The organism is Myxococcales bacterium, assembly GCA_022184915.1.
Classification (GTDB): Bacteria; Myxococcota_A; Polyangia; order Fen-1088; family Fen-1088; genus JAGTJU01.
Genome location: JAGTJU010000002.1, coordinates 575,010 through 601,182, shown reverse-complemented (window position 1 = coordinate 601,182; position 26,173 = coordinate 575,010). Strand labels below are relative to the sequence as shown.

Sequence of the window (26,173 nt, the reverse complement as noted above, 5' to 3'; positions counted from 1 at the left end):
ATGTTCGATGACGATCCCACGCTTCCCATGATCGAAGGCCTCGCGAGCGTTCCGCCCCCGGACGCCGCGCCCCGGACCTCGTTGACCCTGCCCTACGACGCCCGCAAACGAAGCCGCCAGCGGGTGCGGCTCGACGACGGCAAGGAGGCCGCCTTGCTTCTGCCGCGAGGCACCTTGCTGAGGGGCGGCGATCGGTTGCAGCTGTCGAACCACGACGTGGTGGTGGTGAAGGCAGCGCCCGAATCCGTGTCCACGGTGGTGGCCGCCGATCCCGTGCAGCTCGCCCGCGTGGCCTACCACCTCGGCAATCGCCACGTTCCCCTGCAGGTGGGTGCGGGGTGGCTGCGCTACCAGCACGATCATGTGCTCGACGACATGGTACGGGGGCTCGGCGCCGACGTGCGTGCGGAGACGGCGCCCTTCGAACCCGAAGGCGGCGCCCACGCCCATGGCGGCGACACCGCCCACACACATGCCCACGAAGGACCTCACCCTCACGACCATGGGTCTTCACACCACGGTTGACGATACCCCCGTCCTGGCAGATCCCAGTCTGCTCAGGCTGCTCCAGCTCGTGAGCCCGGCCCTGCCGATCGGCGCCTTTGCGTATTCGCAAGGCCTCGAGACGGCCATCGAGGAGGGCTGGCTGCGCACACCCGAAGACGTACGCAGCTGGCTCGAGGGCGTTCTCACGAACGCGGTGTCCCGGCTGGACATCCCGGTGTTCGTCCGCCTGTGGCGTGCGTTCGACCAGTCGCACCTCGACGAGGTTCGCCATTGGAATGCCTTTCTCCTGGCAGCCCGCGGAGCCGCCGAACTCCGGGCCGAGGACGCCCATCTCGGGCAGGCGCTCCTCAGGGTGCTCAAGACCCTGGGCGTTCCCGAGGCGATGACCCTCGACCTCGGCGATACGGCGTACGCCACGGCGTTTGCGCTGGCGGCACGGCACGGAGACATTCCCTGCCCCACGGCGGCTTTGGGGTTTGCGTTTGCGTGGGCCGAAACCCAGGTAGGAGCCGCCGTGCGCTTGGTGCCGCTTGGCCAGTCCGACGGCGTGAAGATCCTGGCGGGCCTCTCCGGCGCGCTCTCCTCATGCGTCCGCGCTGCGATCAACCTTCCTGCTCACGAGATTGCCACCGGAACGCCAGGGCTTGCTCTGGCCAGCGCCTGGCACGAAACCCAGTATAGCCGGCTCTTCCGCTCCTGAAACGAAGACGACATCTCAACACCCAAAAAGGATGAACCACACCATGAACCGATCAGCCCTACGCGTGGGCGTGGCAGGACCCGTTGGGTCCGGAAAAACCGCCCTGATGGACGCCCTCTGCAAGCGCCTGCGCACGTGCTACCAGATCGCCGCGGTCACGAACGACATCTACACGAAGGAAGATGCTCAGTTCCTGCTCCGCAGCGGCGCCCTGGCCCCCGAGCGCATCGTGGGCGTGGAGACGGGTGGCTGCCCTCACACCGCCATTCGCGAAGATGCCTCGGCCAATCTGGCGGCGATCGACGATCTCATCAAGCGTTTTCCCGACCTCGAGCTGGTGCTGGTGGAAAGTGGCGGCGACAACCTTGCAGCCACCTTCAGCCCCGAGCTGGCAGATCTCTGTATCTACGTCATCGACGTGGCGGCGGGTGACAAGATCCCGCGCAAGGGCGGCCCCGGCATCACGAAGAGCGATCTGCTCGTCATCAACAAAACCGACCTGGCGCCTGCCGTGGGAGCCTCGCTCGAGGTCATGGACCGCGATGCCAAGAAGATGCGCGGCGAGCGACCTTTTCTGTTCACAAACTTGAAAGCTGGCGACGGCGTCGAGGCCATCGCCAGCTTCATCGTCCGCGAGGGGCTGTTGCCCGACCGGCTCGCAACCCTTACATCATGAACTGAGCGCCCACCTGCAGGCTGTCGGCGGAAACGTCGGCATCCTGGTGGCGGTAGTTGACGTACCACCGATGGTTGAAGCCATCGATGATGTAGCCAACGCCCACGTCAATCGTGTTCGTGGTGGAAGCGCCACTGGCGTCAGGGTTGAACGCCTGCCACCGTGCATTAGGCTGGATGTACCCGATACCGGTCTTCTCGGGCATGAGCCAACTGGCCATCACCATGTAGGCCTTGCCGTCCTTCGGGCCGACAACACCCAGGCCCAGATCCACCGTGCCCTGGTTCACGGCGTAACCCGCCTCGACGCCCGAGAAGTCCCAGAACCCGCCCTCGAGCGTCAGGGTGCCCGAGGTCCCCAAGTTCTGCTCGTAGAACACGTCGAACGAATAGCCGAAGAAGTCGTTCTCGAGCATGGGCATCATGGCGTCTTCGATGCCTTTCTGGTAGTTCACGACCGCACCGATGGCGAGCACGTTCTTCTTGCCGAAGTAAGTACCCGAGTTGTAGTAGAAGTCCTCTGGCTCGAGCAGGTGCAAGGTCACGCGGCCTGCGTACCGCGCGTTCTCGATCGCCTGCGTCTTCTGCAGATCCAAAACGCTGGCGTGGTACTTCAACCGTCCGCCACCGATGAGACCCCAGAAGGTCACGCCGCGGTCACGAGCACCTACATCGAACGGGTAGCTCGGCACCGTGATGGCAAAGTTCCAGCCGTTTCCGAAGAACGGACCGTTCATGTTGTTGCGATCGTTGGCGCCGATGTGCTGACCCAACCAGATCTGGAACTCAGGGCGAATTTTGACCTGCGCGATGGCGTCGAGAATCGCGAAATTCCCGAGCCCCTTCGCCGTACCAATCTCGAAGGACGAGAAGAAGGAGACGTTCTCCGTGAGGTCTCCCGTCATGTAAGGACGCAGATTGGCCTGGTCTACGAGGCCGTCATCGAGGGTCAACGACACCTTGTCGCTGGGAGCCCCGTTGAAGATGAGGTTGAGGCCGGTGCGCAGACCCACACCAATTTTCAGCACCGGAGCTTTCGGCGCCTCACTCACGGGCTCAGGGGCCGGGGCTGCCGCGAGAGCTGGCTCCACGGGGGCAACCGCGGGCTCGGTGCTCATGATCGGCGCGGGCATCGGGACGGGAGCGGCCTCCTCTTGGGCCAGGGCCAGGGACGCCTGCGGCGCCTGAGCGACGAAGAGCACGGAGCTCATCAAGGCTGTGCCCAGAGCTTTCTTTCCAGCTCGCCATCGCTGCTGGACGCCGGGCTCGTTCCCGAGCGACCCAGGGCGTACTTGGCAGCTCGAATCGTTAATCTCTGTCACATGGGGCTTCGCAATCATACACGGCTCCTTCGAATGGAGGCTTTAGTGCCTCCGGCAAGATGAAAACCGCGCCCCGGACTGCTGGGGAGAGACTCGACACACAGGGCGCTGGCTTCGTGACTTGAACGGATGCGAACGTACATCGGCGTATGTTTCCGTCGGGTCTCGCCAACATTAAAAGTGCAACACATCTTCCTCGCCCATCGACCTTGCTCGTCCTCACCTCTTTAACCAGTCAAAAGAGGACACCTACGCACAAGTGTCAGCATTTAACCGCTTTGAGATGATCTCGAAACAGATAGCCGCCTACCGTGACGTGAAACGAAAGGAAGGCCATGGCAGGCGTCGTGATTTTGGCGGAGCCCACTCCCATCGAGGTCGATTGGAAGACGACAGCGATCGTGGTCATTGATATGCAGCGAGACTTTTTGGAGCCCGGTGGCTTCGGAGAAAGCTTGGGCAACGACGTCTCCTTGCTGAGCGCCGCCATCGAGCCCTGCAAGAAGCTTCTCCGGGGAGCTCGCGCGCACGGCGTGCTGGTCGTCCACACGCGGGAAGGCCACAGGCCTGACCTGAGTGATGCGCCTCCGGCAAAAGTAGAGCGGGGAGATCCAAGCCTTCGCATCGGAGCTCCTGGCCCCATGGGACGCATCCTCATTCGCGGCGAGGCAGGTCACGACATCGTGCCCGAGCTCTACCCCCAGGAAGGAGAGCCCGTAATCGACAAACCCGGCAAGGGCGCCTTTTTCGCGACGGACTTGCACACGATCCTCCTCAACCGGGGAATTACCACACTTATCGTTTGCGGTGTGACCACCGAGGTGTGCGTTCACACCACGGTGCGCGAGGCGAATGACCGAGGTTACCGCTGCATCGTCCCCGGGGATTGTTGCGGCTCGTACTTCCCCGAGTTTCATGAGGTCGGCCTTCGCATGATCAAGGCCCAGGGGGGAATTTTTGGATGGGTGACAGATTCAGAGCGCGTGCTGACCGCCCTCGGCACCGCCGAACCAACCAGGGCGGCGACGTGAAGATCCGACGATCTCCAGAAAAGAGTGAACGATGAGTGAAAAGAAGCCTGCACTATGGACCCCGGGCGATTGGAACGCCTACTTCGGGTTCGGAACGAACATTCTGGTCAACCTCTTGGTGTTGACCGGACTTTTGCGTTTCGTCCTCAAGATGCCCGATGAGCTCGTGTTCGGACGCATCCTGCCCGCCACGGGCCTGATGATGTTCCTGAGCACGGTTTACTATGCCCGCTTGGCCTACAAGCTGGCGAAGAAGACAGGACGCGACGACGTGTGCGCGCTGCCGTCGGGCATCAGCGTGCCCCACATGTTCGTGGTGGTCTTCGTCATCATGATGCCGATCGCCGCCAGCACCGGCGACCCCGTAAAGGGTTGGGAGGCAGGCCTGACCTGGGTCTTCATTCAGAGCTTCGTGCTGATGGTGGGTGGCTTCGTCGCACCCGTGATCCGCAAGATCACCCCTCGCGCAGCCTTGCTGGGCACCCTGGCGGGCGTGTCGATCGCCTTCATCTCCATGCGCCCGGCGCTCGAGATGTTCATGACCCCCTTCATCGGCATCATTTGCTTCGCCATCATCCTCGTCAGCTGGTTCGGAGGCGTGCGCTACTTCAAGGGTATCCCCGCCGGCCTCGTAGCCATTGGCGTGGGCACCTTGATCGCCTGGGGATCGACCGCCCTCGGCTTCGACCTCGGCGGCATGAGCGTTGCGAAGCTGGGTGATTCCTTCTCGAACTTCGGGTTCTCGGTGCCGCTACCCGTGTTCGGCCATGTGTTCTCCGGCTTCGAGTTCCTGGGCGTCATCCTGGTAACGGCGATTCCCTTCGGCATCTACGACCTCGTCGAAGCCCTCGACAACGTCGAGAGCGCCGCCGTGGCGGGCGACAGCTACCCCACCACGCGGGTTCTGACGGCTGACGGCGTGGTGAGCTTGATCGGCTGCCTGATGGGCAATCCCTTCATCAACGCGGTCTACATTGGTCACCCAGGCTGGAAGGCCATGGGTGGCCGCATTGGTTATTCGGCCGCGACGGGGGTCACGGTGATTCTGCTTTCCTGGTGTGGCATCATCTCGGTGATGATGGCCGTGATCCCCGTCGTGGCCATCTCTCCCATCCTGCTCTACATCGGCATGTTGATCGGCGCGCAAGCGTTCCAGGAGACGCCGAAGTCGCACGCGCCCGCGATCATCTTGGCCCTCACGCCGCACCTGGCAGCCTGGGGCAAGCTCCAGATCGATAACTCTCTCGCCGCTGCGGGCACAAACGCCGCCGCCGTCGGTCTCGACAAACTCGGGCAGGTCGGCGTTCTTTATGAAGGCCTCTCGGTGCTGGGGGGTGGAGCGATCTTGGGTGGCCTCGTGCTGGGCGCCATCGGAGCCTTCGTCGTCGACAGGCAATTCGTGAAGGCCTCGTTCTTCGCGCTGGCCGGAGCAGCCCTCACCTTTTTGGGCTTCATGCACGGCGAAGCCATCGGCTTTGGCCAAACGCCGTGGGTGGCCGCCAGCTACCTGGGGGTCGCCATGGTGCTCTACGGATGCGCTCGGTTCTCTCCGGTCGCAGGTACGGTGAGCACACCGGCACACGCCGAGGAGGTTCCCGAAGGCCTCGCGCCCATCGGCTGAAAACCAACCCGGCAGCAAAGGGGGCGGGCCGCCGCAAGGTGGCGCCGCCCCTTTCTATTTTTGAGCGTGTCCATTCAAGCCTGCTCAGCCGCCGCTGCCACCCTGGTTTACCCCTTGCCTTCGACCAGCTGCCGAGGGGAGCCCACGCCAACACCAGGTGATGAAACGGAGCGCCGCTCGTAGCAAGGGCCATCGCTGCGAAGTCATCACCCCGCTTCAGCGAGGTGCGTGAGGCCCTCTTTAGGTTCACCCTGAATACGAAAAAGCCGGCCCCCCTTGCGAGGGAGCCGGCGATAGCGTTAAGCCAAGTATGTTAGTGGAAGCTCAGTGGCCGACCACCCAAGGGCGCCCATGGTGATGGGGAACCTTAGGTTTCGGCGTCGGTGCGCTTCGTTTTGGTTTCGCCGCAGCCCGTTCGGGATCGTGCACCTTACGCACGAGCCGGGGCTCCGCACTCGGAGGACGCCTGCGCGGCCCCCCTGCTACGAAACTTGCCGACAGGATCCGCTCCGCGTCTTTGCCGCACTCCGGACACGCCGCGGGCTCCGCGGACTCGGCCATCATCTTCATGGCGGTGAACTCACCGCAACCGTCACACTCGTATTCGTAAAGCGGCATGCGGGCCTCAGACTGGCAAGATGGACTTGTCGAAGATGGCCGTGGGCAACGCCAAGGTGGCGCAGGCGTTCGGGATGTCGACGACGCCGCTCAAACGCCCCTCGACCGGTGCACACGAGAGCAAAAGGTAGGCCTGCTCGCCGGTGAAGCCGAACTTCTTGAGGTACTCGATGGCGTTCAAGCATGCCCGTCGGTAGGACACGTGAGGATCCAGGTAGTACTGCTCTCCCGTGAATTCGTCGACGGAGATGCCCTCGAACACCAAGTACTCGGAGTATCTTGGCTCGACGGGTCCTGGCTTGAAGATCGGGTTGACCATGGCATATTTCGCCATGCCACCCTTAATGATGTCCACGTGGAGGTCGAGGTAACCCGACTGCTCGATGGCGCCGCAGAACGAGATCTCGCCGTCACCCTGTGAGAAGTGAATGTCACCCATCGAGAGCTTGCCCCCCGTGACGTACACCGGGAAGTAGATCCGGGAACCTTTCGAGAGGTTCTTGATGTCGCAGTTGCCGCCGTGCTCACGAGGAGGAACGGTTCGAGCGCCTTCGGCAGCCACGCGATCGAATTCTGCACCCTTGAGCGTACCCAACACGGCGTTTTCGGGGTTCGGCAAAGCGGCCAACGGTGGGATTTTCGGCTTCCAGGGGGGGCCGCCTTTCTCCACCAACGCCTTTTCACGCTTGTTCCAGGTCGCCAGCAGCTCATGCGAAGGCGCACACCCGATGAGACCCGGGTGGGGAATGCCCGCAAACTTCACGCCCGGAATCTGCTTCGAGCTTGCGTAAATGCCCTGAATGTCCCAAACGGCCTTGCTCGCCTTCGGGTAGTGATCCGTGAGGAAGCCACCACCGTTTTCACGCTCGAAAATACCTGTAAAGCCCCATTCGTCGCCCGGCAATGTCCCCACATCGAGCAGGTCAACGACCAGAATGTCACCCGGCTCTACGCCCTCGACGTAAATGGGACCGCTCAACACGTGAACAACCGAGAGCTTCACATCCCGGATGTCCGTGGGGTCGGGATTGTATTTGATCTGGCCATCCGTCCAATCTTTGCACTCGATACGAAACGTATCGCCCGGCTTCACGGAAACCACCGCCGGAATGTCCGGGTGCCAGCGGTTGTGACCGGGAAGGTCCTGTTGCGACATGGGCTTCGTTAGGTCCACTTTGAAGAGCGTCTGGGGCATGTAGTTCCCTCCTGGATTCGTAAATGGGTTCAGGTTCAGATCGAAAGCAGTTTTCCGACGGTCTCTACGTCAACGTCCTCACGACGGCTCTCGCGCACCACCCGGCCGCGGTCGAGGATGAGCAGGCGATCAGCTACGGACATCGCGAAACTCAACACCTGCTCGGAGACGACGATCACCAGGTTCTGCTCGGCACGAATGCGCTTGAGCACCTCCGCAAGCTCCTTGATGATGGACGGTTGAATGCCCTCCGTGGGCTCGTCCAAAAGCAGGACTTTGGGGCGGCTAGCCAGGGCTCTCGCGATGGCGAGCTGCTGCTGCTGCCCCCCCGAGAGATTCCCTCCCCGCCGCTTACGCATGTCCTTGAGAACGGGGAAGATCTCGTACAGGTGCTCGGGCACCTGCTCTTTCGCAGAACGCAGACCCGTCTTGATGTTGTCCTCCACCGTGAGGGTGGGGAAGATCATGCGACCCTGTGGCACGTAGGCAATGCCGGCCGCAACGCGCTCGAAAGGATCGCTTTTTGTGACATCGCGACCGCTCAGCACCACGGCACCAGAGCGGGCGGGCAGGATGCCCATGAGAGCCTTGAACAGCGTGGTTTTCCCCATGCCGTTACGCCCCATCACCGCGACGATCTCGTTCTCATGAGCGCCGAACGAAAGGTCAGGGATGACCTCGCTCTGCCCGTAGCCCACTTTCAGACCGTTTACCTTCAGGACCTCGGTTTGCATGTTTCTGGCGTTCTCCGTTTAAGGCGTGGGTCCAGGGAATTCAGTGGCCCAGGTACACTTCGATGACCTTGGGATCTTTTTGCACCGTCTCCATTTTCCCTTCGGCCAACCACTTCCCTTGGTGCAGCACGGTCACCCGGCTGGCGATCCGGGCCACGAACTCCATGTCGTGCTCCACCACGAGTAGAGCGCGCCCCTTGCTGATCCGGCCGAGAAGCTCGGCGGTTCTCTCTCGCTCACCCACGCTCATGCCAGCCACGGGTTCATCCAGCATCATCAACATCGGGTCCTGGATGAGCAGCATCCCGATCTCGAGCCACTGTTTTTGACCATGGCTGAGTAGCCCTGCCTCCTCGTGGAGCTTGTCCTTGAGATCGATGACCTCCGCCACCTCCTCCACCTTGGCGATGACTTGTGGTGTTCGGCGAAACATCCAGGCGCTGAGCGCCCCACGCCCCTTGGGGTAGGACATCTCCAGGTTCTCAAAGACGGTGAGGGACTCGAACACCGAGGGCGTCTGGAACTTTCGACCCACCCCTGCACGCACGATCTCGTGCTCACGCATGCCCCGCAGCTCGATACCCTTGAACTTCACGCTTCCACCCGAAGCCCGGGTTCGTCCCGAAATGAGGTCCAGCACCGTCGTTTTTCCGGCTCCGTTGGGGCCGATGATCGCGCGGACCTCGTCTCGCTCAACGTAAACGGACACATCGTCAACGGCCTTGAACCCATCGAAGGACACCGTGAGGCTCTCTACCGAGAGCACGAAGTTATTGACCAGATCCATCAGAGTCTCCTTGGGTCACAGGTCGTTCTTTAGCGTCGCGCCACCCGCCACGGCCGAGCCGTCGGGCAGGAGGGGCGTCCCCTTGTTTCGTCCGCGGACCTTCGAGACCAAGGTCCTCAACCCCTCCCAGGCGCCCATCACCTTTTGGCGATTGAGACCGGCGAGGCCGTTCGGAAACACCATGACGACACCTATGAAAAGGGCGCCGATCATGAAGAGCCACAGCTCCGGGAAGATCTCGGAAAAGAAGGTCTTCCCGAAGTTCACGAGCAGCGTTCCGTACACCGCCCCGAAAACCGAGTCCCTGCCTCCTACCGCGGCGCAGATGACCATCTCGATGCTGGGCACGATTCCCACGAAGGAGGGTGACATGAAGCCCACCTGCAGGGTGAACATGGCCCCCCCGATGGCCGACAGAACGGCCGCGAAGACGAACGCGAAGGTCTTCAAGTTGGCGACGTCGTAGCCCGAGAATCGAACCCGGTCCTCTCGGTCGCGCATGGCCAAGAGCAGGCGACCCACCTTGCTCTTAAGCATGCGGGAGCTGACCCACACGCCCGCCAAGAGCAAGAAGGCGTTCGCGAAGTAAAGGATGTACTTGGCGCTGTCGGAGCGGATGTCCCAGCCCTTGAGGGTCTTGAGGTCCGTGATCCCGTTGACGCCGCCCGTGTAGCCCTGCTGCCCGATGATCAGAATCGAGAGGATGGCTGCCACGGCCTGCGTGATGATGGCGAAGTACACACCGCCCACGCGCCGCTTGAACATGGCCACGCTCACCAGCAGGGCGAGCAGCGCGGGTATCAGAGGCACCGCAATGAAGGTTGCCCACAGGCTCTGGAACGGCTTCCAGAACCCGGGCAGCGCCGTGAGCTGGTTCCAGTCCATGAAGTCGGGGATGCCGGGGGTCGACTGGATCGACGTGCTCTGCGGGTCCGAGGCCTCGAGCTTGAGGAACATGGCCATGCAGTAGCCGCCAAGACCGAAGAACACGCCCTGGCCGAGGCTGAGAATGCCTCCGTAGCCCCAGCAGATCACCAACCCCAGAGCCACGAACGCGTAGGTCAAGTACTTTCCGACCAGGTTGAGCCGGAAGATTCCCATGGTGAGGGGAAAGAGCACGAGCAGCAGGGCCGAGAGCACCAGGAAGCTCGTCAGCTCTCGGTTCGCCTGGGCGAATGCGAGCAGCTTCCCAAGGGGGCTCGCGTTAGTCTTGGTTTCCGATGACATCGTTCACCTCCGAACGCGGATGCTGAACAGACCGTGCGGCCTGAGCATGAGAATGAGAATGACTGCCAGCAGGGTCAGGACCTTGGCGGTAGACCCCGTGAGGAAGAACTCCGAGGTCGACTGGGCCTGGGCGATGCTGAAGGCGGAAGCGATGGTTCCGACCAAGCTCTCGGCGCCACCGAACACCACCACGAGGAACGTATCCACGATGTAGAGAGAGCCGCTGGTGGGACCTGTGGAGCCGATGGTCGTGAAGGCTGCACCCGCCACCCCGGCCAAGCCGCATCCCAGCGCAAAGGTATACTTGTCGATTCTGCGCGTGTTGATGCCCGCCGCGCCCGCCATGACGCGGTTCTGAGTGGTGGCGCGTACCCACACACCCCAGCGCGTCTTGAACAGCCCCACAAAGACCCCTGCGGTCATCAGGAGCGTCAGGCCCATGACGAGCAGGCCGTTGATGGGAATGTCGATCGATTCGGTGGGCTGCACGGAGCCCATGAGCCAATCGGGAAGCGTAGCGCTCACCTCCTTGGCACCGAACACCGACCGGAACACCTGCTGCATGATGAGGCTCAACCCCCACGTGGCCAGCAAGGTGTCCAGCGGTCGGCGGTACAGGTGGCGAATCATCAGATGCTCCACCAGCAGACCAACCGAAGCCGCAATGAAGAAGGAAACGACGACCGCCAGGATGAAGTATGAGCCTTGCATCCAGGGCATCCACCGCTGGCTTACCTCGGACAGGACGAAGGTGGTATAGGCACCGATGGTGAGAAACTCACCGTGGGCCATGTTAATCACCCCCATTTGCCCGAAGATGATGGCCAAACCGAGCGCCATCAGCAGCAAGACACTAAACGAACTCAGCCCGTTAAAGCTCTGCATCACGAAGATGGCCCAGAGCTCTGACATTGACAGCGAATCCATGCGATCGTCGTCTCCTTATTGGTTAACCGATACCGAACCCCTCACACCCCCGAAACGCTTCCACTACCGACTTATTGATAGCCCTTGGGAAAGGGATTTGGCTCGATGAGGTCAGACTCGTAGAGCACCTTGAACTGTCCGTTGGCGAGTGCTTGCCCAACTCGAAGCTTGCTCCAGAGGTGATGATTCGGGTGAATCTTCACGTAGCCCTCGGGGGCTGTTTTCAGCTCGATGTTCGGCGATGCTGCAACCACCTTGTCCACGTCGAAGCTGCCGGCCTTCTCGACTGCGGCCTTCCACAGCCACGGTCCGAGGTAAGCAGCCTGGGTCACGTCGCCGATGACCGCGTCTTTGCCGTACTTGGCCTTGAACTTCTTGACGAACTCCTTGTTGTTGGGGTTGTCGAGAGACTGGAAGTACTTCATCGCGGCATAGAACCCCTCCACGTTTTCGCCACCGATACCGAGCATTTCGTCCTCCGTAACGGAGATCGTGAGCAGCGTCTGCTTGGCCGAGGTCACACCGGCCGCCTTGAGCTGCTTGTAGAAGGACACGTTGCTGCCGCCGACCACGATCGCGTAGATGGCGTCAGGCTTCTTCAGCTTGATCTTGTTGATGAGCGACCCGAACTGGGTGTGACCCAGGGGGTAGTACTCTTCGCCCACCACGGTCCCCTTGAGCACGTTCTCGATGTGCTTGCGGGCAATCTTGTTGGAGGTACGGGGCCAGATGTAGTCAGAACCAATGAGGAAGAAGGTCTTTGCCTTCTTCTCCTTTACCAACCAGTCGAGACCAGCAAGGATCTGCTGCGTGGCTTCTTGTCCCGTGTAAAACACGTTCTTGGACTGCTCGAGACCTTCGTAGAAGGTGGGGTAGTAGAGCAGACCGTTTTCTTTCTCGAAAACGGGGAGAACGGCTTTGCGGGAGGCGGAGGTCCAGCAACCGAACACGGCCGCCACCTTGTCGCTAATCAGAAGTTTCTTCGATTTTTCAGCGAAGTTCGGCCAATCGCTCGCGCCGTCCTCCTGAATGATCTTGATTTTGCGACCGAGGATTCCCCCCGCGGCGTTAATCTCGTCGATGGCGAGGCGTTCGGCCTGGATGGAGCCCGTTTCACTGATCGCCATGGTGCCCGTGGCGCTGTGAAGCTGCCCCACCACCACCTCGGTGTCCGTGACTGCCAAACCCGTCGTGTTGACCTTGGCGGTGGGATAATCGGCGGCGTATGCGCCCGTTGGCAGGGCCAACGCGAGGGCAAGGGAAGAAAGGCCGCAACTCAATGCACGTCGACCGAATACGTGAAGGCTTTTGTTCATGAAGTCTCAATCCTATGTAGGGGTTTTCGATAGGTCCTGTGCCTGGGCTCTTTCATATCCGGCTGACCGTTTCAGACGTTCGAACGCGAACGTGAATTCTGCGTATCGCGGTTGTCCGATTCAGAGACGAGGAACTTACAATCGCTACGAGATTGGAAACACGCGTGCCTCGATTCCGGTCGGATCGACTTCGACGGCCTGGACTCGAGAGCGTCGATGCGGTTGGTGCGACTTGGGTTAGAGCGCCCGATTGCGATCGCGTTTCGGATCACGCCGCGCGCTTCCATCGGAAACACGGACGCCGTGCGAACGTCGATCGGCTGGCCGGAGCCTGCGAAGCGTTTCGCTGCGGGGACAAGTCAGAAGCGGGCTTTTTTCCGCTTGCGTCTCCACGCGAAGGCAGCAGCCCACAGAACGGCGCTCAGGAACGGAAGCGCTCCGCCGCGCCCCGTGGGCCGCGTGCCGAGGGCGCAGCCCCCCTCCGCGTTCTGGCTGAGCTTCGGGCAACTGGGCGCTCCCTCGGCAGGATAGAGATCGCACATCGCCAATTGCTCGTCCTCTTCCAAAGTCCGGCGCGCCAGATCGCCCGGTTGGATGCTTCCCACCATCGTGGGACCCTCCGTTTCCGGAGGAGCCGGGCACGCACCGACGGGGTCGCCGCGGTGATCGGTCCAGTTCGTCTGCCCCCCCGCATCGCAGGTGTGATCGAGGCCAAGCACGTGCCCCAGCTCGTGGGTGAGCACGTTTTGAAGGTCATGGCTGCTGCCATCGGTCCCCGCTTCGGGGTCTGCTTCCAGGTCGCCCCACGGGGGCCCGAGCCCATTGAACTCGATGTCTGCCTCCGTGATCTCGCCTGTCGATGGCTTGGCCCAAACGGAGGTGATGGCCAGGGCGAAGGGGTCGTAAGGCCGGCGCTGGCTGGCATCACGGGCGTTCCGTCCCCAGAACTCCTGGAGAAACTGGAGACTGTTGACGTCGTCGGCCTCGGAGAAGCGCTGGGAGCGCTCGTCATCCTCCACCGAGACGTCGGTTCTCGTGCACGCCACCTGCGGGGTGCTCCAAGCCCGCCCGGCCTCGCGGGCGGCCGTCCGAAACAGGTCGGCGCTGACCGCCCCGGGTAGCGAGTCGACGAGCAGCGTGAGCCGCACACAGGGGTGCCGCCAGAACAGGGGCAACTGGGTCTTGCTCGTCAAGCTGCGGACATACGCGTGCGCTGGCGCCAGGGGCACGCCCAGCAACAGACAGCCCGCCAAGCCCGCAGCGCCCCGGAACGGGCGGGCGCGCGACAGGCCGCGGGCCCTGCCCGCCCGTTTCGTCCCCTCTCCCTTGAACGGCAGCAAGGAGGTCAAGATAACACCGTCGCTGTTGCCTTCGACCGAAAATGGGGGCAGCGCGTCCTCGTCCTGCGAGGACGAGCAGACGGCAAACCGCCCGGAATCAGTCGGGATCCCCCCCTTTCGCCTGGCGGCCCCGGCTGAGTTACGTCAATGCCCAGGCTCGGCCCGTCGCGGTAGGATGCCCCGAGATCATGCAGTCCCATCTCCGTCGTCTTGCATTCGTGACAGTGGGCATCATCGCGCTGGGCGCGCCCCGTGCGGCCCGTGCCCGGATCGACTTTGCGGCCTCGAAGAACCTCCAGAAAGCTGCGAATTTCTGGTACGGCCCCATCGAAAGCTCGGACCAGCGCATCCTGGGCTTCGACGAGCGACAGGGCGTGACGGTTCCTTCGGGCAAGCTCGAGGTGCAACGCCTCAACAAGTGGGACAACATCGAGACCCTCGACGCCATCGGGGTGGGAGCCAAGCGGGTGGACAGCCACATGATTTACTTCGACAAAGCCTCGAAGAACGGCGAGCGGCTCACGCTCGAGGCGGAGATCGCCTTCACGGGCGAGATCATCGGCTACGTCGCCGACGATCGGCTCTTTGCCGTTTCGAACCCGCTCTTTGCGCCGAACCCCACGCACAAAAAAGCTCCGGCGCCGAACCGTTGGTCTCTGGAAGAGGCCCAAAGCTGGACGCCACTCGATGAGGTGTTGATCCTTGGCAAGAAGAAGATCGCGGTCAAATGGTCGAACCAGTCGGCCACCGACCCCTTGCGGGTGTTCACCTACCACGACGACGGGGCGCCCGTGGAGGCACCGGATGCAGGAGCGCCCACCAACGACGACGGCAAGCCCGCACCCGACGCCGGAACCGCGCCCGACGCGAGCTCGGGCGCGGGCGGGGCCTCGGGCGCTGGTGGCGAAGACGGAACGGAACCCGTCGACCCCGATGAGGCCGCCGGTGGCAATGGTCAGGGCGGCGCGACCCCAGGCTCCGGGGGTACGGGTGGCGGCGGCGGTGCAGGGGGTTCGACCGCAGACGACCAGGACGGGCCTGAAGCCCCCAGCGCGCAGCCATCGCCAGCGGACGACGACGGAGGGGAAGCCGCATCGGATGACGACGAACGGGCATCTTCCAGCGGCGCTTGCCAGATGGCAGGTCGCGGACCTGCGGGAAGCGCTCTCTTCACGTTGCCCTTCGCCCTCGTTTGGGCGCTTCGACGACGGCATCGCGCGTCCCGGTCAGTGGCTCCCGACGCGAGCTCGTAGGCCCCGCTCGGGCCCCGGCTCTACCCGAAACGCGGAAGAAACGGGCAGCCTCCACCGGGTTGCTCTGGGCTAGGTGCTGGTAACGAAGGGCTACGATCGAGGCTACGAAAACGTTGCACTTCTTCTGCCGCTGCGCGACTATCGGAAAAATCTTCGGCTGGGAGCAGCGGCCATGTCCTCACACAAAAAAGCGGTTTCCATCGTTGGTGTTGGGGCCTCTGCGGGGGGAGGTCTCGAGGCTCTCACGCGTATGTTCGGCGCTGCCGACATCGGCTCGCCGCTGGCGTTTGTGGTTGTTCAGCACCTTTCGCCCGACTACCGCAGCATGGTGGCCGAGCTCGTAGGCAAACACACGGACCTCGCCGTGGTGCGCGCCGAAGACGGCCTGACCATCGCGCCTCGCCACGTCTACGTCATCGAACCTCAAACCACCGTGGAGGTGAGCGATGGCAAGCTTCGGGTCGCGGTTCAGGAGCGAGACGGCGCGCTCCGGCTGCCCATCGACCTTCTCTTTCGTTCTCTGGCGACAGAGCTCGGGCCGCGTGCGGTGTGCGTCTCTCGGGCACGGGCTCGGACGGGACCCGCGGCGCCCAAGCGGTACGCCAGCGTGGTGGCCTCATCGTGGCGCAGGATCCAGAGACCTGCGCCTTCGACGGCATGCCCTCGAGCCTGATCGAGGCAGGCCTGACAGACCTCATCCTGGCTCCCGAAGACATCATCGAGCACATCGTGCAGGTCGCTTCGGGTGAGGACGAGTCTTCGGCCAAGTCGCCCCGGAGCAACTCACCGTCGACGCTCATGAACGCCAGGACCTCGTGCGTGAGCTGCTCATCGGGGTCACCCGGTTCTTCCGTGACCCGCCTGCCCTCGCGGCCTTTCAGGCTGCCGTTCGCGAGCTGGTGGCGGCGAATGGAACCGCCCCGCTGCGGGTGTGGATCGCGGGCTGCTCGACGGGCGAAGAGGCTTACACGGTGGCAATCGCGCTGCACCAAGGTGGTGTCGGCGGTCGAAGGACACGCCGGGTTTCGCATTTTTGCCACGGACGTAAACGGCACCGCGGTAGAGACCGCCAGCCGCGGCATTTATCCCCCCACCATCGCCCATGATCTGCCGCCCGACGTGCTCGAGACCTATTTCGTTCCCAACGGGCAGGGCGCGTTCGTCGTTCGGAAGTCGCTGCGGGATCTCATTCTCTTTTCACGACACAACGCCCTTCGGGACCCGCCCTTCTCGAACATCGACATCGTCGTATGCCGAAACGTGCTCATCTACTTTCGGCATCACGTGCAGGCTCGTCTTGCCGAGGCCTTCGCGTTTTCTCTCAAGCCTGGCGGGCTGCTCTGGCTGGGCTCGAGCGAGAGCATCGCCTCCGATCAGGTGGCCTTCGATACACTGGACCACAATTGGCGCATCTTCCGCTCGAGTGGCAAGCGCGCCCCCTCGACGCTCTCCCGACCACCGTCACCCAACTTCCGCGTTCACCAAACGAGCCGCCGCGCGCCGGGTCCCTTGCCCATGGCCCGCACCCAGACAGACCCTGCCCCGCTCACCACGGCCACGCACCTGGCGCTGCAGCAAGGCTTCGTCCCTCCCTTCCTGCTCGTGGACGAGAACCTGCAGCTGGTCTTCCGGCAGGGCGATCTGGATCCCCTTCTGCGCATTCCCGAAGGCGAATCCACCCTCGACGTGCGGGCGCTGGTACCCACCGATCTCGCCATCCTGATCTCCGCAAACTGGGACAAGCTCGAGCGCGCCACCAGCGACCTGGTCTACGAAAACGTAGGCATCCAGGCGCCTGAGGGGTTGAGGCGGGTCACGCTGAGGTTTCGTCGCGTGGTGCGCGAAGGGGGCAAAGCGCCGCTCATGGCGGTGTTCGTGCCGGAGAACCTGGTGCCCAAGCCAGGCGACAAGGCTCCCAGTCCGTCTTTGCCCGAAGAGATCCGGGAACGCATCTCGGGCCTCGAGGCGGCGCTCGAGAACTCGAACAAAGAGCTAGGCAACGTCGTTCATGATCTCGAAACCTCGAACGAAGAGCTTCAGAGCACGAACGAAGAGCTCCTCTCCTCGAACGAGGAGCTGAAAAGCCTCAACGAGGAACTTCAAAGTGTGAACGAAGAGCTCCACACCGTGAATGCCGAGTTTCAGGCGAAGGTTGAAGAGCTCGCCACCGTGAACTACGACCTTCAGACGCTCCTGGCGGGTCTCAACGTGGGCGTCGTCTTCATGGACCACAAGCTGCGCATCCGCCGCTTCAACACCATGGCGAGCCAGCAAATGCACCTCTTGGAAGCCGACATCGGACGGCCCCTCTCACACCTCAACCACGGGTTGGATGCAGACGCCCTCTTGCGCGCGTGCACGGAGAGCCTCAAAACCCAGAGGTCGAGTTCCTTCTTGTGCAAAGCCCGGGCGAATCAGACGGTCTCGGTCAACGTGAGCGTCGTCGAGGCCAGTGACGAAGGCCAAGGGGGGGTCATCGTCACAACCATCGAGAGCGGCCTCACCGTGGACCTGAAGCAACGGCTGCTCCGCACCCTTGACACCAGCGGCATCGCGGCCGCCATCTTGACCGGATCAGGGGAGATCGTGGCCACGACCCACCCGTTCGCCGATCGCTTCCAGCGGGACCGGCGCTGGTTGGTGGGAACCTCGATCGGCGTGCTGCTCGCGCAGGGCGACCGCTTCGCCTTCGAGGAGCGCCTCGCGAACGCCCGGGCAGGGAACGTCAGCGAGTATTCCTTCGTGGCTCCCCTGCCCGACGGAGGCAGCCTGCTCGAATCCATGCGCGCGATTCCTCTTTTGGAGGAAGAAAGCGAGACTTTCACCCTCTACGTGAGCCTGATGTCGCATGCAGCCTAACGGGGAAACCGCCGAACCCACCTCCTCCCAAGCCCTTCCCGGAGATCCTCTCCTTTCCCCCGTGGGCGGCGAGGGCTCGCAGATCCGAAAGCTGCTCGACGGTTTTCCAGACGCCTTGGTTCGCCTCGAGGGGAACAAGGTCACGTTCCACAACGACGCGTTTCGTAGCCTCACCGGCTGCACAGACGAGCGCGAAATGGACGAGACCCCGTTCCTCGATTGGCTCTTGCCCGAGGATAAGCCCCACTTTCTCAAGTGGCTGTCGAGCCGCAGTGACGATCGCGCCGCGGCGACCTTGGCCATGCGGGTGAGAGGCAAGTCGGGCACGAGCTTCACGGAGGTGCGGCGCATTCGGGTGAACTTGAACGGATGGTCGGGTGCCCTCCTGGCCATGCGAGACGTGACAGAGCTGCGCAGGGTTCAGGCCGAGGCCGAGGCTCACGAGCGCTTCGCAGACCTTGGCCGGCTGGTCGCCGGGGTCGCCCACGAGATCAACAACCCCCTCGGCTTCATGATGCCGAACCTCGAGAGCCTCCTTCGCGCTTTTCGCAAACACCCCTTGGGAACGCCCCTGTCCGCGAGCTCCAGGGCCGAGATGGAGGACATGGCGCAAGATGCCCTGGTGGCGGCGACGCGCATCTCCCGGATCGTGACCGACCTCAGAACGTTCCACAAGGTCGATACGGCCACGGAGAGCCTGGACCTCAACGAACTGGTCGAGAGCGTGCTCCGCCTCGCCAAGCCCAAGCTCCAGAGCAAGGTGCGCATCGAACGTGACTTTGGCACCATTCCCAAATGCCGCATCAATGCCGGCCGGCTGCACCAAGTGCTTCTAAACTTGATCGTGAACGCCACGCAGGCAATGCCGGACGAACGCGCACTGGAGCACAACCTCATCCGTGTGACCACGCGCTTCCGGGGCGACAAGCTGCTCGTGACCGTAGAGGACAACGGCGTCGGTATGTCAGAGGAGCAACTGGCCCGTGCCCGGCAATCTTTTTATTCGACGAAGGCCAGCGGCAGCGGTCTGGGGCTCAGCATCTCAGAGAGCATCGTCAAGGAACTGGGAGGCACGCTCACCCTCGCCTCGGAGGTGGGACAGGGCACGTCGGCCACGGTACAGCTGCCCTCCCCTCAGCAAAACGCGCCGGATGAAGAGGCATCGCAGCGGCTCGAAAGGGGCGCCGAGACACCCGAGCTCTCGCGTGAGCTGAAGCTGCTCGTGATGGACGATGAGCCCCTGATCATCCGCTCGATCGCCTCTGCGCTTGGGCCGAGAGCCCGGGTCCTTCCGGCCACGTCGGTCAAGCAAGCGCAGACGTTGCTCTCGCTCAACAGGGACATCGACGTCATCTTGGCGGACGTGGTCATGCCCGATGGAGGAGGGAGCGGACTCTTCCTTTGGGTGCGCAACCAGATGCCACATCTCCAGCAGCACTTTGGCTTCATTACGGGAATGGCAGCACCTTCCTCTCTTCCTGCGGAGGCCGAGCAAGCGCCCCGCTTGGCCAAGCCCTTCAACCGGGGTGAGCTCGTGAGCTTCGTCGGGAAGCTTGCCGAAAGCGAAGAAGGCTCGGCGTGGCAACTCGTCGAATACGAGTTAGACGCCCGGGACCGCCTGACGCGGGTCAATGGTGAATGGGACTTGTTCGCCGATTCCAACGGGGCGCCCGAGTTGTTCGGCCGCGGGGTTTTGGGGCGCAACGTGTTCGACTTCTTGGGCGACGAGCTGACGAAGAGCCTCTACAGGCGGCTCTACCAGCACGTGCGCTCCACCAAAAAGCAAGCCTCCTTCACGTTCAGATGCGATTCACCCCGCGTCGAAAGGCGGCTGCGCATGACGATCTCCGCCAAAAGCGCAGGCCACCTGAGCATTGCCAACAGGGTGGTCGAAACGCGTTTCGCGCCGCTCATGCGCCTTCCCACCTACTCTCGCACGGAGGTTCCTTCGGCGGTGAAGGTGTGCAGCATCTGCGCAAAGGTCCACTGGGACCACGCCTGGTCCGAGGTCGAGGTGGCCGTGTCACGGGGCTTCGTGGTGGGCAGCGACACGCGCTTCATGGCGGTCAGTTCCGTCTGCGACAAGTGCCAAACCATCGCGGCCGAGTGAGTCTCCCCGACGTCGCAGCTGCGGTTTCGCTACGGACAAGAGCGGCGCCCATGGACCGGGGCGTGCGCCTCGAACGAAATTTGAGCCGCCAAGCGCGCCTCCTGCATCTTCTAGGGGACAGGGACGGTGTTCGCCGCAAGGCTCACGCCGCGCTGTCACTCCGAAAATATATTGACGTCATGAACCCCTGCTCGCCCTAACCCAAAAAGGGCGTTCGCCAGCTCGCGAATGAACGCTCCAGGCGGACTCAGCCACCCACCCTCCCTGTCCTGGCACCGCGCATCGGCCAAGAGGTTTCAAAAAAGCCCATGCCTCCGCACGAGAATCACGTCTCGAACCTTCGCCCCACATTGACCGATCCACGCATCGGCACCACGTTCGATGACCGCTACTACGTGGTGAGCGCGCTCGCCGACGGGGCCACGGGCATCGTTTACCTTGCAGAGGCGCTCCATCTACAACGCCCCGTGGCGATCAAGTTCCTCCACAACGATCTCTCGGAGGACGACCACCACCGCGAACGTCTGCGGCGCGAGGCCCTGGCTCTGCTCGGCGTGAAGCATCCTCACTGCGTCTCGGTCATCGACTTCAGCCTGTTTCCCGTGCCCTACCTCGTGATGGATTACGTCGAGGGGCAGAACCTCCGGTCGCTGCTCGACAGGCCCCTACAACCTGGGCGCGCTTTGCACATCGTTCGCCAGGTCCTCACGGCGCTCGATTACGTGCACGACCTCGGCATCATTCATCGGGACATCAAGCCTGACAACATCATGCTCGAGTCCCAGCACGGCGTGCGCGACCACGTGCGCCTGCTCGATTTCGGCTTGGCGAAGCTCATCGGCACGTTCTCCGATCTCACGGCCGGCATGGTGTTGGGTACGCCCAGCTATATGGCACCCGAACAAAGCAGCGCGGGCGAGATCAGCATTGCCACCGATGTCTACGCCACGGGCGCTTTGCTCTTCGAGCTCCTGACGGGGCAAAAGCCTTTCGACGGGGCCGACTTTGGGGAAGTCTTGTTCAACCAGACCCACCGGCGCACCCCCTTTCTTCGCGACGTCGACCCCGACCAGGAATTCTCAGAGGAGCTCGAGGCCCTTGTACACAGGGCCCTGGCGACGAAGCCTGAGCACCGCTTCAGGACGGCGGAAGCCATGCTGACGGCCCTCGAGGCCTGCCCTGAAGCCCGCGCGCCGCGTTTCACGCTCCATCTGGCTTTCCCCGTGCCGGTCGAAAAAACCGAGGAGGGCCTGCCCACCGACCCGACGATCATCGATCAGCATGTTCCGATCGAGCCTCATCGACTTCCCTGCATCGAGGCGATCGCCACCCAAAGCCGCAGCCGATTCGGAACCCGGCTTTTTGCCGTGGCCCTGGCCGTCGCTGCGGGATGCCTGTTCCTGTGGCTTTGACGCGGCTCTAGGCTCGTCCGTCTCGCGCGCCCGGCGTGGGTTCCCCGCCTGCTAGGCTCGTTACCATGTCTGATTCCCCTCGCGTGGGCAGCGTGGTGGCCCTGGCCGGCGCCTCGGGGCTCGTGGGCTCGCGCTGCCTCGAGGCCTTGCTCGCGCACACCGGCGTGGAAGGCGTGGTGTCCGTGGGGCGGCGGCACGTGCCGACCGCGCATCCGAAGCTGACCCAGGTGGAGGTCGATTTTGCCGCCCTCGGCCCAGATACCGCCTCTCCGCGACCCGTGCAGGCAGCCATCTGCGCCCTGGGCACGACGCTCGCGAAGGCCGGATCTCGAGATGCGTTTCGAGCGGTGGATCACGACGCCGTCCTGGCTTTCGCCCGCTGGGCCAAGGCGCAGGGCGCGTCCACTTTCGTGCTCGTGTCATCGGTGGGCGCGAACCCGAACGCCCGCAGCTTTTACCTGAAGGTCAAAGGGCAAGTAGAAGCGGCGCTCGCGGACATGGGTTGGCAACGCCTGGTGGCCTTGCACCCCGGCTTGTTGCTGGGCAAACGCGAGGAGTCTCGCCCGGGCGAAGCCGTGGCCCGGGCGATGATGCCGCTGCTCAACCCGCTGTTGCGCGGCCCGCTGACACGCTTTCGCGGCGTGAGCGCGGAGGTCGTCGCAAGCGCTGCCGTGCGCGCCTGCAGGGCGGACAGCCCAGGGATCTTCGTCTGGGAACACGCCGAACTCGTGGGGCCCGTCGCTTGAGCGGACCCGGACGCGAAGCCGCTCTTTTCCCCTACCAGGCGTACTGGTGCGAAGAAAACGTTTGGCAGCTGGCGCACCAGGATGCAACCCGTGCCGACGAACGCTTCGTGGTGCTGCTGACCGGTGCATCGGGACGCGTGGCCTGCTGGGAGCAAAAGGCAGGAGCTCCGGGCGAACCCGTGCTGTGGGACTATCACGTGGTGCTGGCCGTCAAGACCGACGCCTTCGCGATCTGGGACCTGGACTCGCGGCTCGGCATGCCGGTGCCCGCCACACACTACCTGGAAAAAACCTTCCCTTTTCCCCGTGCCGTGCCCGAGGCATTCCAGCCTCGATTTGCCTGCGTCGACGCGCAGCTCTACTTGAGCACCTTTGGAAGCGACCGGGCGCATATGCGTGACAGGCAGGGCCTGTGGCGGCAACCACCGCCGCCCTGGCCACCGATCGAGGGACGAGGACTCACGCTCGCGGGCCTCATCTCCGACGCGCGCAACGGGTATGACCTGGCAGCCCTGCAGCGCGTGCTGACCTGACACGCACCGGGGACCCGTCGTTACCTCGGGCCGCCCGGGTCGCTGTACACGTTGCCGCGCCCCTCACGAGCAAACCCCACCAAGGTCACGCCGAACGCGCGGGCGAGCTCGACAGCCAAGGTACTCGGCGCCGATACGCCCACCACGGCCGACAGACCTGCGCGAATGGCCTTCTGAACCAACTCGAAGCTCGTGCGGCCACTCACGACCAGCACGTGCCCCGAAGGCGGCAGAGCCCCGTCCAAGACGAAGCGTCCGATGACCTTGTCAACGGCGTTGTGGCGGCCCACGTCTTCGCGAAGCACCAGCAGACGCCCCTCCGGGTCCAGCACCGCCGCCGCGTGCAGGCCTCCCGTACGCCGGAACACGCTTTGCGCGGGCGTGAGCACAAGGGTGGCGTCGGTCAAAAGCTCGAGCGGCCCTGCGAAGGGCGCCACGGGTGTCAGCCGCTCGAGCAAATCGTCGAGGGCGCCGCGGCCGCAGACCCCACAGGCCGCGCTCGTGAGGGTGCCCCGTTTGGCGTGCGTGAACGCTGGCTCCACGAGCCCGCCCACGCGCAGGACCGCCGTGGCTACCGCACCCGCGCCCAACACCCACGGGTCGGCCGGCCCCTCCACCGCAACGCTGACGAGCGCCTCGGGCTGCTGCAAGAGGCCCTCGGCCCACAGCAAGCCGGCCACGAGCTCTTCGTCGTGGCCGGGCGTACGCATGGTCATGGCGAGCGACGCCTCGCCCACCCGCACGTCCAGCGGCTCCTCCACCGCCACCCAGTCGTCCTCCGCGGGGGCCGGGCCCCCCCGTGTCACGCGGGTGATCGACACCTGGCGGGACGCTTGGGCCAGCGCCTCGTCAGGAGGCAGCACGGGCTTCGGCCTCCACCCGCTCGAGCCTCACGACGGTGTTGTAGTCGGGCTCGCCGGATGCCGGATCGTAGGCACGAGCCAACAGCACGTTGCACTCGGGCCAGTAGCCCTGGACGTGTCCCGGCCGTATCGGTCCCGCGAAGCACACGGCCAGCAGGCTGCCGTGGGGGCTCACCACCCGCACCCGTGCGCCCGAGGCCAAGCCCAGCGTTGCGAGGTCGGAGGCGGCGCAGAAGAGCGCGTCACGCTTTCGATCCTCGGACAAGGGGTCGGTCGTTCCGAAGGTCATCGAATTGAACTGCTTGCCCCTGCGCATGCCCAGCAAGAGATGCCCGGGGGGCACCTCCACCCGGGGCACGGGCACGTCCGAGAACAGGGCCCGACCGTCGGGCATCTCGAAACGATCCGTGCCGAGCTGCGGTCCACCCCATTGCACCCAGTCGCCTTCCTTTTCGAGCGTCTCGATGCCTGCGTACATCGGCATGAGAGCGCCCATCTCCTGGCGAATGGCCGCCGTGTCCGGGTAGCCGAAGAGGTCGGGGCGCGAAGGCACGAGGGCCTGTCCGATCAAACAGGGGATCTGCCACTCGGGCTTTGCCTCTGCGATGCGCGGCCCGGGGATCTCCGGGGTGAAGCGGATGCGCCGTTCGGTGGAGGTGCTGGTCCCGCCCGACGTCTGTTCGTAGCGGGTTTGGGCCGGCAGCACCAACACGGCCTCTTCGGCGTCGAGCAAGGCGGACGTGTTGAGCACGATGTCCTGGTGCACCCGCAGCTTCACCGCCGCGAGCGCCCGGGCCGCGTGCGCACGATCGGGCATGGTTTCGAGGTGATTGCCTCCGATGAGGTAAAGCAGATCGAGGCCTGTTTCCCCCGCGCGATCGAGCAAGTGCGCCGCACGCAGCCCGGGCGTGCGCGGGATCGGGTGGTTCCAGGCGGCCTCGAAGCGCGCGGCGTTTTTGGCCGTCAGCGCCACGGCCCCGGGGAGCTTGTCGGGGTCGGCGCCGCACTCGGCGGAGCCCTGCACGCCGGAATGGCCGCGGATGGGCATGACCCCGGTGTTCGGCTTGCCGATCATCCCACGCGCCAGGGCCAGGTTCACCACCATTTTGACGTTCTCGACCCCGAAGGTGTACTGCGTGAGGCCCATCGAGTAGACGAACACCACTTTGCGCGCGTTGCGGTAAAGCTCTGCGAACCGCCTCATCTCGCGTTCGGGCAGCCCCGCGTCGTCGGCCAGCTGCGTGAAGCTTCGTGCACGCAAGGACTCCCGCAGCGCCTCGGCTCCCCGGGTGCGCGCCGCGACGAAGTCCTCGTCCCATCCGTGAAGCTCGTCGAGCGCCTTCAGCACGCCGCTCATGAACGCAATGTCCCCGCCGGGTCGGACCGAAAAAAACTCGTCCATGAGCTTCGATCCCCACAGCGACGACCCCAGCAAGCTCGGAATCCAGTAGCGCTCGAGCGCAGGCTCTCGGAAGGGGTTGACCACGACGATCTTCGCGCCCGCCTTGCGGGCCGCATGCAGGTACTTCGTGGAAACGGGCTGGTTGTTCGGCAGATTGCTGCCAATCACCACGATGAGATCAGCGCCGATCCAGTCCTTCAAAGACATTGTAGGAGCGGCGACACCGAGGGTGTCTTTCAGGCCCACGCTGGAGGCGGCGTGGCAAAGGCGCGCACAGGTGTCCACGTGCGGCGTGCCCGCGATGCGCGCGAGCTTCTGGGCGGCATAGTACGTCTCGTTCGTCAGCCCTCGGCTCGTGAGAAACAAGCCCACGCGGTCCGGGTCGGCGGCCTTCCACGCCTTGGCCACCAACGCGAGGGCCTCTTCCCAGGACACACGCGAAAATCCGGGCTCACCGCGGCGGCGCAACAGCGGGTAAGGCACCCGCCCGAGCCGGTGAAGTTGTTCGTTCGACAGCTTACGCAGCTCGGCCACGTCGCTGTGCACCCCCTTGGGCATCGGTCCCATCGTGTTGAGGCGCAAGAGCGACAAGCGCGTGAGGCACAGGTGCACCCCCGGAATCACGTCGTCCTTCAGCCCGCGCGGGCCGAGCGAGCAGCCGTCACACACCCCATGCCGCAGGATCCGCAACGCGTACGCCCAGCGGCCCCGGTTGTCCCACAGCACCTTCAGCATGGTGCGGTAGTGCCGCGGCTTGTGACGGGAGAACAATCCGAAAGGAACGAGCCTCACCAGCAATCGGCGCCAGGCGCCCCAAAACGACATGGCGCACATCGTATCACCTGGGTGCGAGAGCTCGTAAGGGCTGCCTGCAGCAGTTTTTACGCAGCACGCGACACCCGCCGTTTACGTCGAGGTGCGTTTCAGGAGGCGCCCACCGGGCGCAAGCTCGACGAAAGCCGCCGGCCCGGCCGCCCGGCCGGGGGGGCATTCAA

The 26,173-nt window shown here is 63.8% G+C and carries 22 protein-coding genes; 11 read left to right on the top strand and 11 right to left on the bottom strand.

Annotated features, from left to right (window positions below):
- The first annotated feature begins 27 nt into the window (after positions 1-27).
- The 3 genes from ureE to ureG are packed head-to-tail and all read left to right on the top strand — an operon-like array spanning position 28 to position 1,883.
- A complete protein-coding gene (gene ureE / locus KA712_10210; protein MCG5053319.1) occupies positions 28-525 on the top strand; it encodes an urease accessory protein UreE in 498 nt (165 codons plus the stop codon).
- Positions 473-1,207, top strand: coding sequence for a hypothetical protein (locus KA712_10205; GenBank protein ID MCG5053318.1), 735 nt, complete (start codon positions 473-475; stop codon positions 1,205-1,207). Before ureE ends, KA712_10205 begins: the two co-directional genes overlap by 53 nt.
- A gap of 43 nt (positions 1,208-1,250) precedes the next feature.
- Complete coding sequence (gene ureG, locus KA712_10200; protein ID MCG5053317.1) at positions 1,251-1,883, top strand: urease accessory protein UreG; 633 nt, start codon at positions 1,251-1,253, stop codon at positions 1,881-1,883.
- Here ureG and KA712_10195 read toward each other — a convergent pair.
- Positions 1,873-3,093: a hypothetical protein gene (locus KA712_10195; protein MCG5053316.1), complete on the bottom strand. Its 1,221-nt coding sequence runs from the start codon at positions 3,091-3,093 to the stop codon at positions 1,873-1,875. The two genes, ureG and KA712_10195, sit on opposite strands and share 11 nt — an antisense overlap.
- 446 nt (positions 3,094-3,539) lie before the next feature.
- Here KA712_10195 and KA712_10190 point away from each other — a divergent pair, with 446 nt between their 5' ends.
- Positions 3,540-4,235 (top strand): cysteine hydrolase, encoded by a 696-nt coding sequence (locus tag KA712_10190; GenBank protein ID MCG5053315.1) that lies wholly within the window; start codon positions 3,540-3,542, stop codon positions 4,233-4,235.
- A 31-nt stretch (positions 4,236-4,266) separates the two neighbouring features.
- A complete protein-coding gene (locus KA712_10185) occupies positions 4,267-5,856 on the top strand; it encodes a hypothetical protein (GenBank protein ID MCG5053314.1) in 1,590 nt (529 codons plus the stop codon).
- 324 nt (positions 5,857-6,180) lie between these two features.
- On the opposite strand, the gene KA712_10180 is transcribed toward KA712_10185, so the two are convergent.
- The 8 genes from KA712_10180 to KA712_10145 all read right to left on the bottom strand — a co-directional run bounded on the left by KA712_10180 (position 6,181) and on the right by KA712_10145 (position 14,000).
- A complete protein-coding gene (locus KA712_10180; protein ID MCG5053313.1) occupies positions 6,181-6,474 on the bottom strand; it encodes a zinc ribbon domain-containing protein in 294 nt (97 codons plus the stop codon).
- Positions 6,475-6,481: 7 nt separating this feature from the next.
- Positions 6,482-7,669 carry an acetamidase/formamidase family protein gene (locus tag KA712_10175; GenBank protein MCG5053312.1) on the bottom strand — a complete coding sequence of 396 codons (1,188 nt, stop codon included), beginning with the start codon at positions 7,667-7,669 and terminating at the stop codon, positions 6,482-6,484.
- 35 nt (positions 7,670-7,704) lie between these two features.
- Complete coding sequence (gene urtE / locus KA712_10170) at positions 7,705-8,403, bottom strand: urea ABC transporter ATP-binding subunit UrtE (GenBank protein ID MCG5053311.1); 699 nt, start codon at positions 8,401-8,403, stop codon at positions 7,705-7,707.
- A gap of 40 nt (positions 8,404-8,443) precedes the next feature.
- Positions 8,444-9,190, bottom strand: a complete 747-nt coding sequence (urtD, locus tag KA712_10165; protein MCG5053310.1) for an urea ABC transporter ATP-binding protein UrtD — start codon at positions 9,188-9,190, stop codon at positions 8,444-8,446.
- 15 nt (positions 9,191-9,205) lie between these two features.
- Positions 9,206-10,417 (bottom strand): urea ABC transporter permease subunit UrtC, encoded by a 1,212-nt coding sequence (urtC, locus tag KA712_10160; GenBank protein MCG5053309.1) that lies wholly within the window; start codon positions 10,415-10,417, stop codon positions 9,206-9,208.
- A gap of 3 nt (positions 10,418-10,420) precedes the next feature.
- Positions 10,421-11,344 (bottom strand): urea ABC transporter permease subunit UrtB, encoded by a 924-nt coding sequence (gene urtB / locus KA712_10155; protein MCG5053308.1) that lies wholly within the window; start codon positions 11,342-11,344, stop codon positions 10,421-10,423.
- A gap of 71 nt (positions 11,345-11,415) precedes the next feature.
- A complete protein-coding gene (gene urtA, locus KA712_10150) occupies positions 11,416-12,660 on the bottom strand; it encodes an urea ABC transporter substrate-binding protein (GenBank protein MCG5053307.1) in 1,245 nt (414 codons plus the stop codon).
- A gap of 359 nt (positions 12,661-13,019) precedes the next feature.
- On the bottom strand, positions 13,020-14,000 hold the full coding sequence (locus KA712_10145; protein MCG5053306.1) for a hypothetical protein: 981 nt from the start codon (positions 13,998-14,000) through the stop codon (positions 13,020-13,022).
- A 188-nt stretch (positions 14,001-14,188) separates the two neighbouring features.
- Here KA712_10145 and KA712_10140 point away from each other — a divergent pair, with 188 nt between their 5' ends.
- The 6 genes from KA712_10140 to KA712_10115 all read left to right on the top strand — a co-directional run bounded on the left by KA712_10140 (position 14,189) and on the right by KA712_10115 (position 22,913).
- Positions 14,189-15,253 carry a hypothetical protein gene (locus tag KA712_10140; protein ID MCG5053305.1) on the top strand — a complete coding sequence of 355 codons (1,065 nt, stop codon included), beginning with the start codon at positions 14,189-14,191 and terminating at the stop codon, positions 15,251-15,253.
- Between the two features lie 549 nt (positions 15,254-15,802).
- Positions 15,803-18,112: a PAS domain-containing protein gene (locus KA712_10135; GenBank protein MCG5053304.1), complete on the top strand. Its 2,310-nt coding sequence runs from the start codon at positions 15,803-15,805 to the stop codon at positions 18,110-18,112.
- Complete coding sequence (locus KA712_10130) at positions 18,102-20,222, top strand: PAS domain-containing protein (protein MCG5053303.1); 2,121 nt, start codon at positions 18,102-18,104, stop codon at positions 20,220-20,222. The genes KA712_10135 and KA712_10130 overlap by 11 nt, the downstream gene beginning before the upstream one ends.
- A gap of 308 nt (positions 20,223-20,530) precedes the next feature.
- Positions 20,531-21,634, top strand: a complete 1,104-nt coding sequence (locus tag KA712_10125; GenBank protein ID MCG5053302.1) for a serine/threonine protein kinase — start codon at positions 20,531-20,533, stop codon at positions 21,632-21,634.
- Positions 21,635-21,699: 65 nt separating this feature from the next.
- Complete coding sequence (locus tag KA712_10120; GenBank protein MCG5053301.1) at positions 21,700-22,380, top strand: oxidoreductase; 681 nt, start codon at positions 21,700-21,702, stop codon at positions 22,378-22,380.
- Positions 22,377-22,913: a hypothetical protein gene (locus KA712_10115; protein ID MCG5053300.1), complete on the top strand. Its 537-nt coding sequence runs from the start codon at positions 22,377-22,379 to the stop codon at positions 22,911-22,913. The genes KA712_10120 and KA712_10115 overlap by 4 nt, the downstream gene beginning before the upstream one ends.
- A gap of 20 nt (positions 22,914-22,933) precedes the next feature.
- Here the strand turns inward: KA712_10115 and fdhD are convergent, their stop codons facing one another.
- Both fdhD and KA712_10105 read right to left on the bottom strand, forming a co-directional pair.
- On the bottom strand, positions 22,934-23,755 hold the full coding sequence (gene fdhD, locus KA712_10110) for a formate dehydrogenase accessory sulfurtransferase FdhD (GenBank protein MCG5053299.1): 822 nt from the start codon (positions 23,753-23,755) through the stop codon (positions 22,934-22,936).
- Between the two features lie 7 nt (positions 23,756-23,762).
- Complete coding sequence (locus KA712_10105; protein MCG5053298.1) at positions 23,763-26,003, bottom strand: molybdopterin-dependent oxidoreductase; 2,241 nt, start codon at positions 26,001-26,003, stop codon at positions 23,763-23,765.
- Between the last annotated feature and the right edge of the window lie 170 nt (positions 26,004-26,173).

Coding starts and splice junctions, on each gene's coding strand:
- ureE (MCG5053319.1), top strand. CDS start 28: ATGATCGAAGGCCTCGCGAGCGTTCCGCCCCCGGACGCCGCGCCCCGG.
- KA712_10205 (MCG5053318.1), top strand. CDS start 473: ATGCCCACGAAGGACCTCACCCTCACGACCATGGGTCTTCACACCACG.
- ureG (MCG5053317.1), top strand. CDS start 1,251: ATGAACCGATCAGCCCTACGCGTGGGCGTGGCAGGACCCGTTGGGTCC.
- KA712_10195 (MCG5053316.1), bottom strand. CDS start 3,093: ATGAGCTCCGTGCTCTTCGTCGCTCAGGCGCCGCAGGCGTCCCTGGCC.
- KA712_10190 (MCG5053315.1), top strand. CDS start 3,540: ATGGCAGGCGTCGTGATTTTGGCGGAGCCCACTCCCATCGAGGTCGAT.
- KA712_10185 (MCG5053314.1), top strand. CDS start 4,267: ATGAGTGAAAAGAAGCCTGCACTATGGACCCCGGGCGATTGGAACGCC.
- KA712_10180 (MCG5053313.1), bottom strand. CDS start 6,474: ATGCCGCTTTACGAATACGAGTGTGACGGTTGCGGTGAGTTCACCGCC.
- KA712_10175 (MCG5053312.1), bottom strand. CDS start 7,669: ATGCCCCAGACGCTCTTCAAAGTGGACCTAACGAAGCCCATGTCGCAA.
- urtE (MCG5053311.1), bottom strand. CDS start 8,403: ATGCAAACCGAGGTCCTGAAGGTAAACGGTCTGAAAGTGGGCTACGGG.
- urtD (MCG5053310.1), bottom strand. CDS start 9,190: ATGGATCTGGTCAATAACTTCGTGCTCTCGGTAGAGAGCCTCACGGTG.
- urtC (MCG5053309.1), bottom strand. CDS start 10,417: ATGTCATCGGAAACCAAGACTAACGCGAGCCCCCTTGGGAAGCTGCTC.
- urtB (MCG5053308.1), bottom strand. CDS start 11,344: ATGGATTCGCTGTCAATGTCAGAGCTCTGGGCCATCTTCGTGATGCAG.
- urtA (MCG5053307.1), bottom strand. CDS start 12,660: ATGAACAAAAGCCTTCACGTATTCGGTCGACGTGCATTGAGTTGCGGC.
- KA712_10140 (MCG5053305.1), top strand. CDS start 14,189: ATGCAGTCCCATCTCCGTCGTCTTGCATTCGTGACAGTGGGCATCATC.
- KA712_10130 (MCG5053303.1), top strand. CDS start 18,102: ATGCAGCCTAACGGGGAAACCGCCGAACCCACCTCCTCCCAAGCCCTT.
- KA712_10125 (MCG5053302.1), top strand. CDS start 20,531: ATGCCTCCGCACGAGAATCACGTCTCGAACCTTCGCCCCACATTGACC.
- KA712_10120 (MCG5053301.1), top strand. CDS start 21,700: ATGTCTGATTCCCCTCGCGTGGGCAGCGTGGTGGCCCTGGCCGGCGCC.
- KA712_10105 (MCG5053298.1), bottom strand. CDS start 26,003: ATGTCGTTTTGGGGCGCCTGGCGCCGATTGCTGGTGAGGCTCGTTCCT.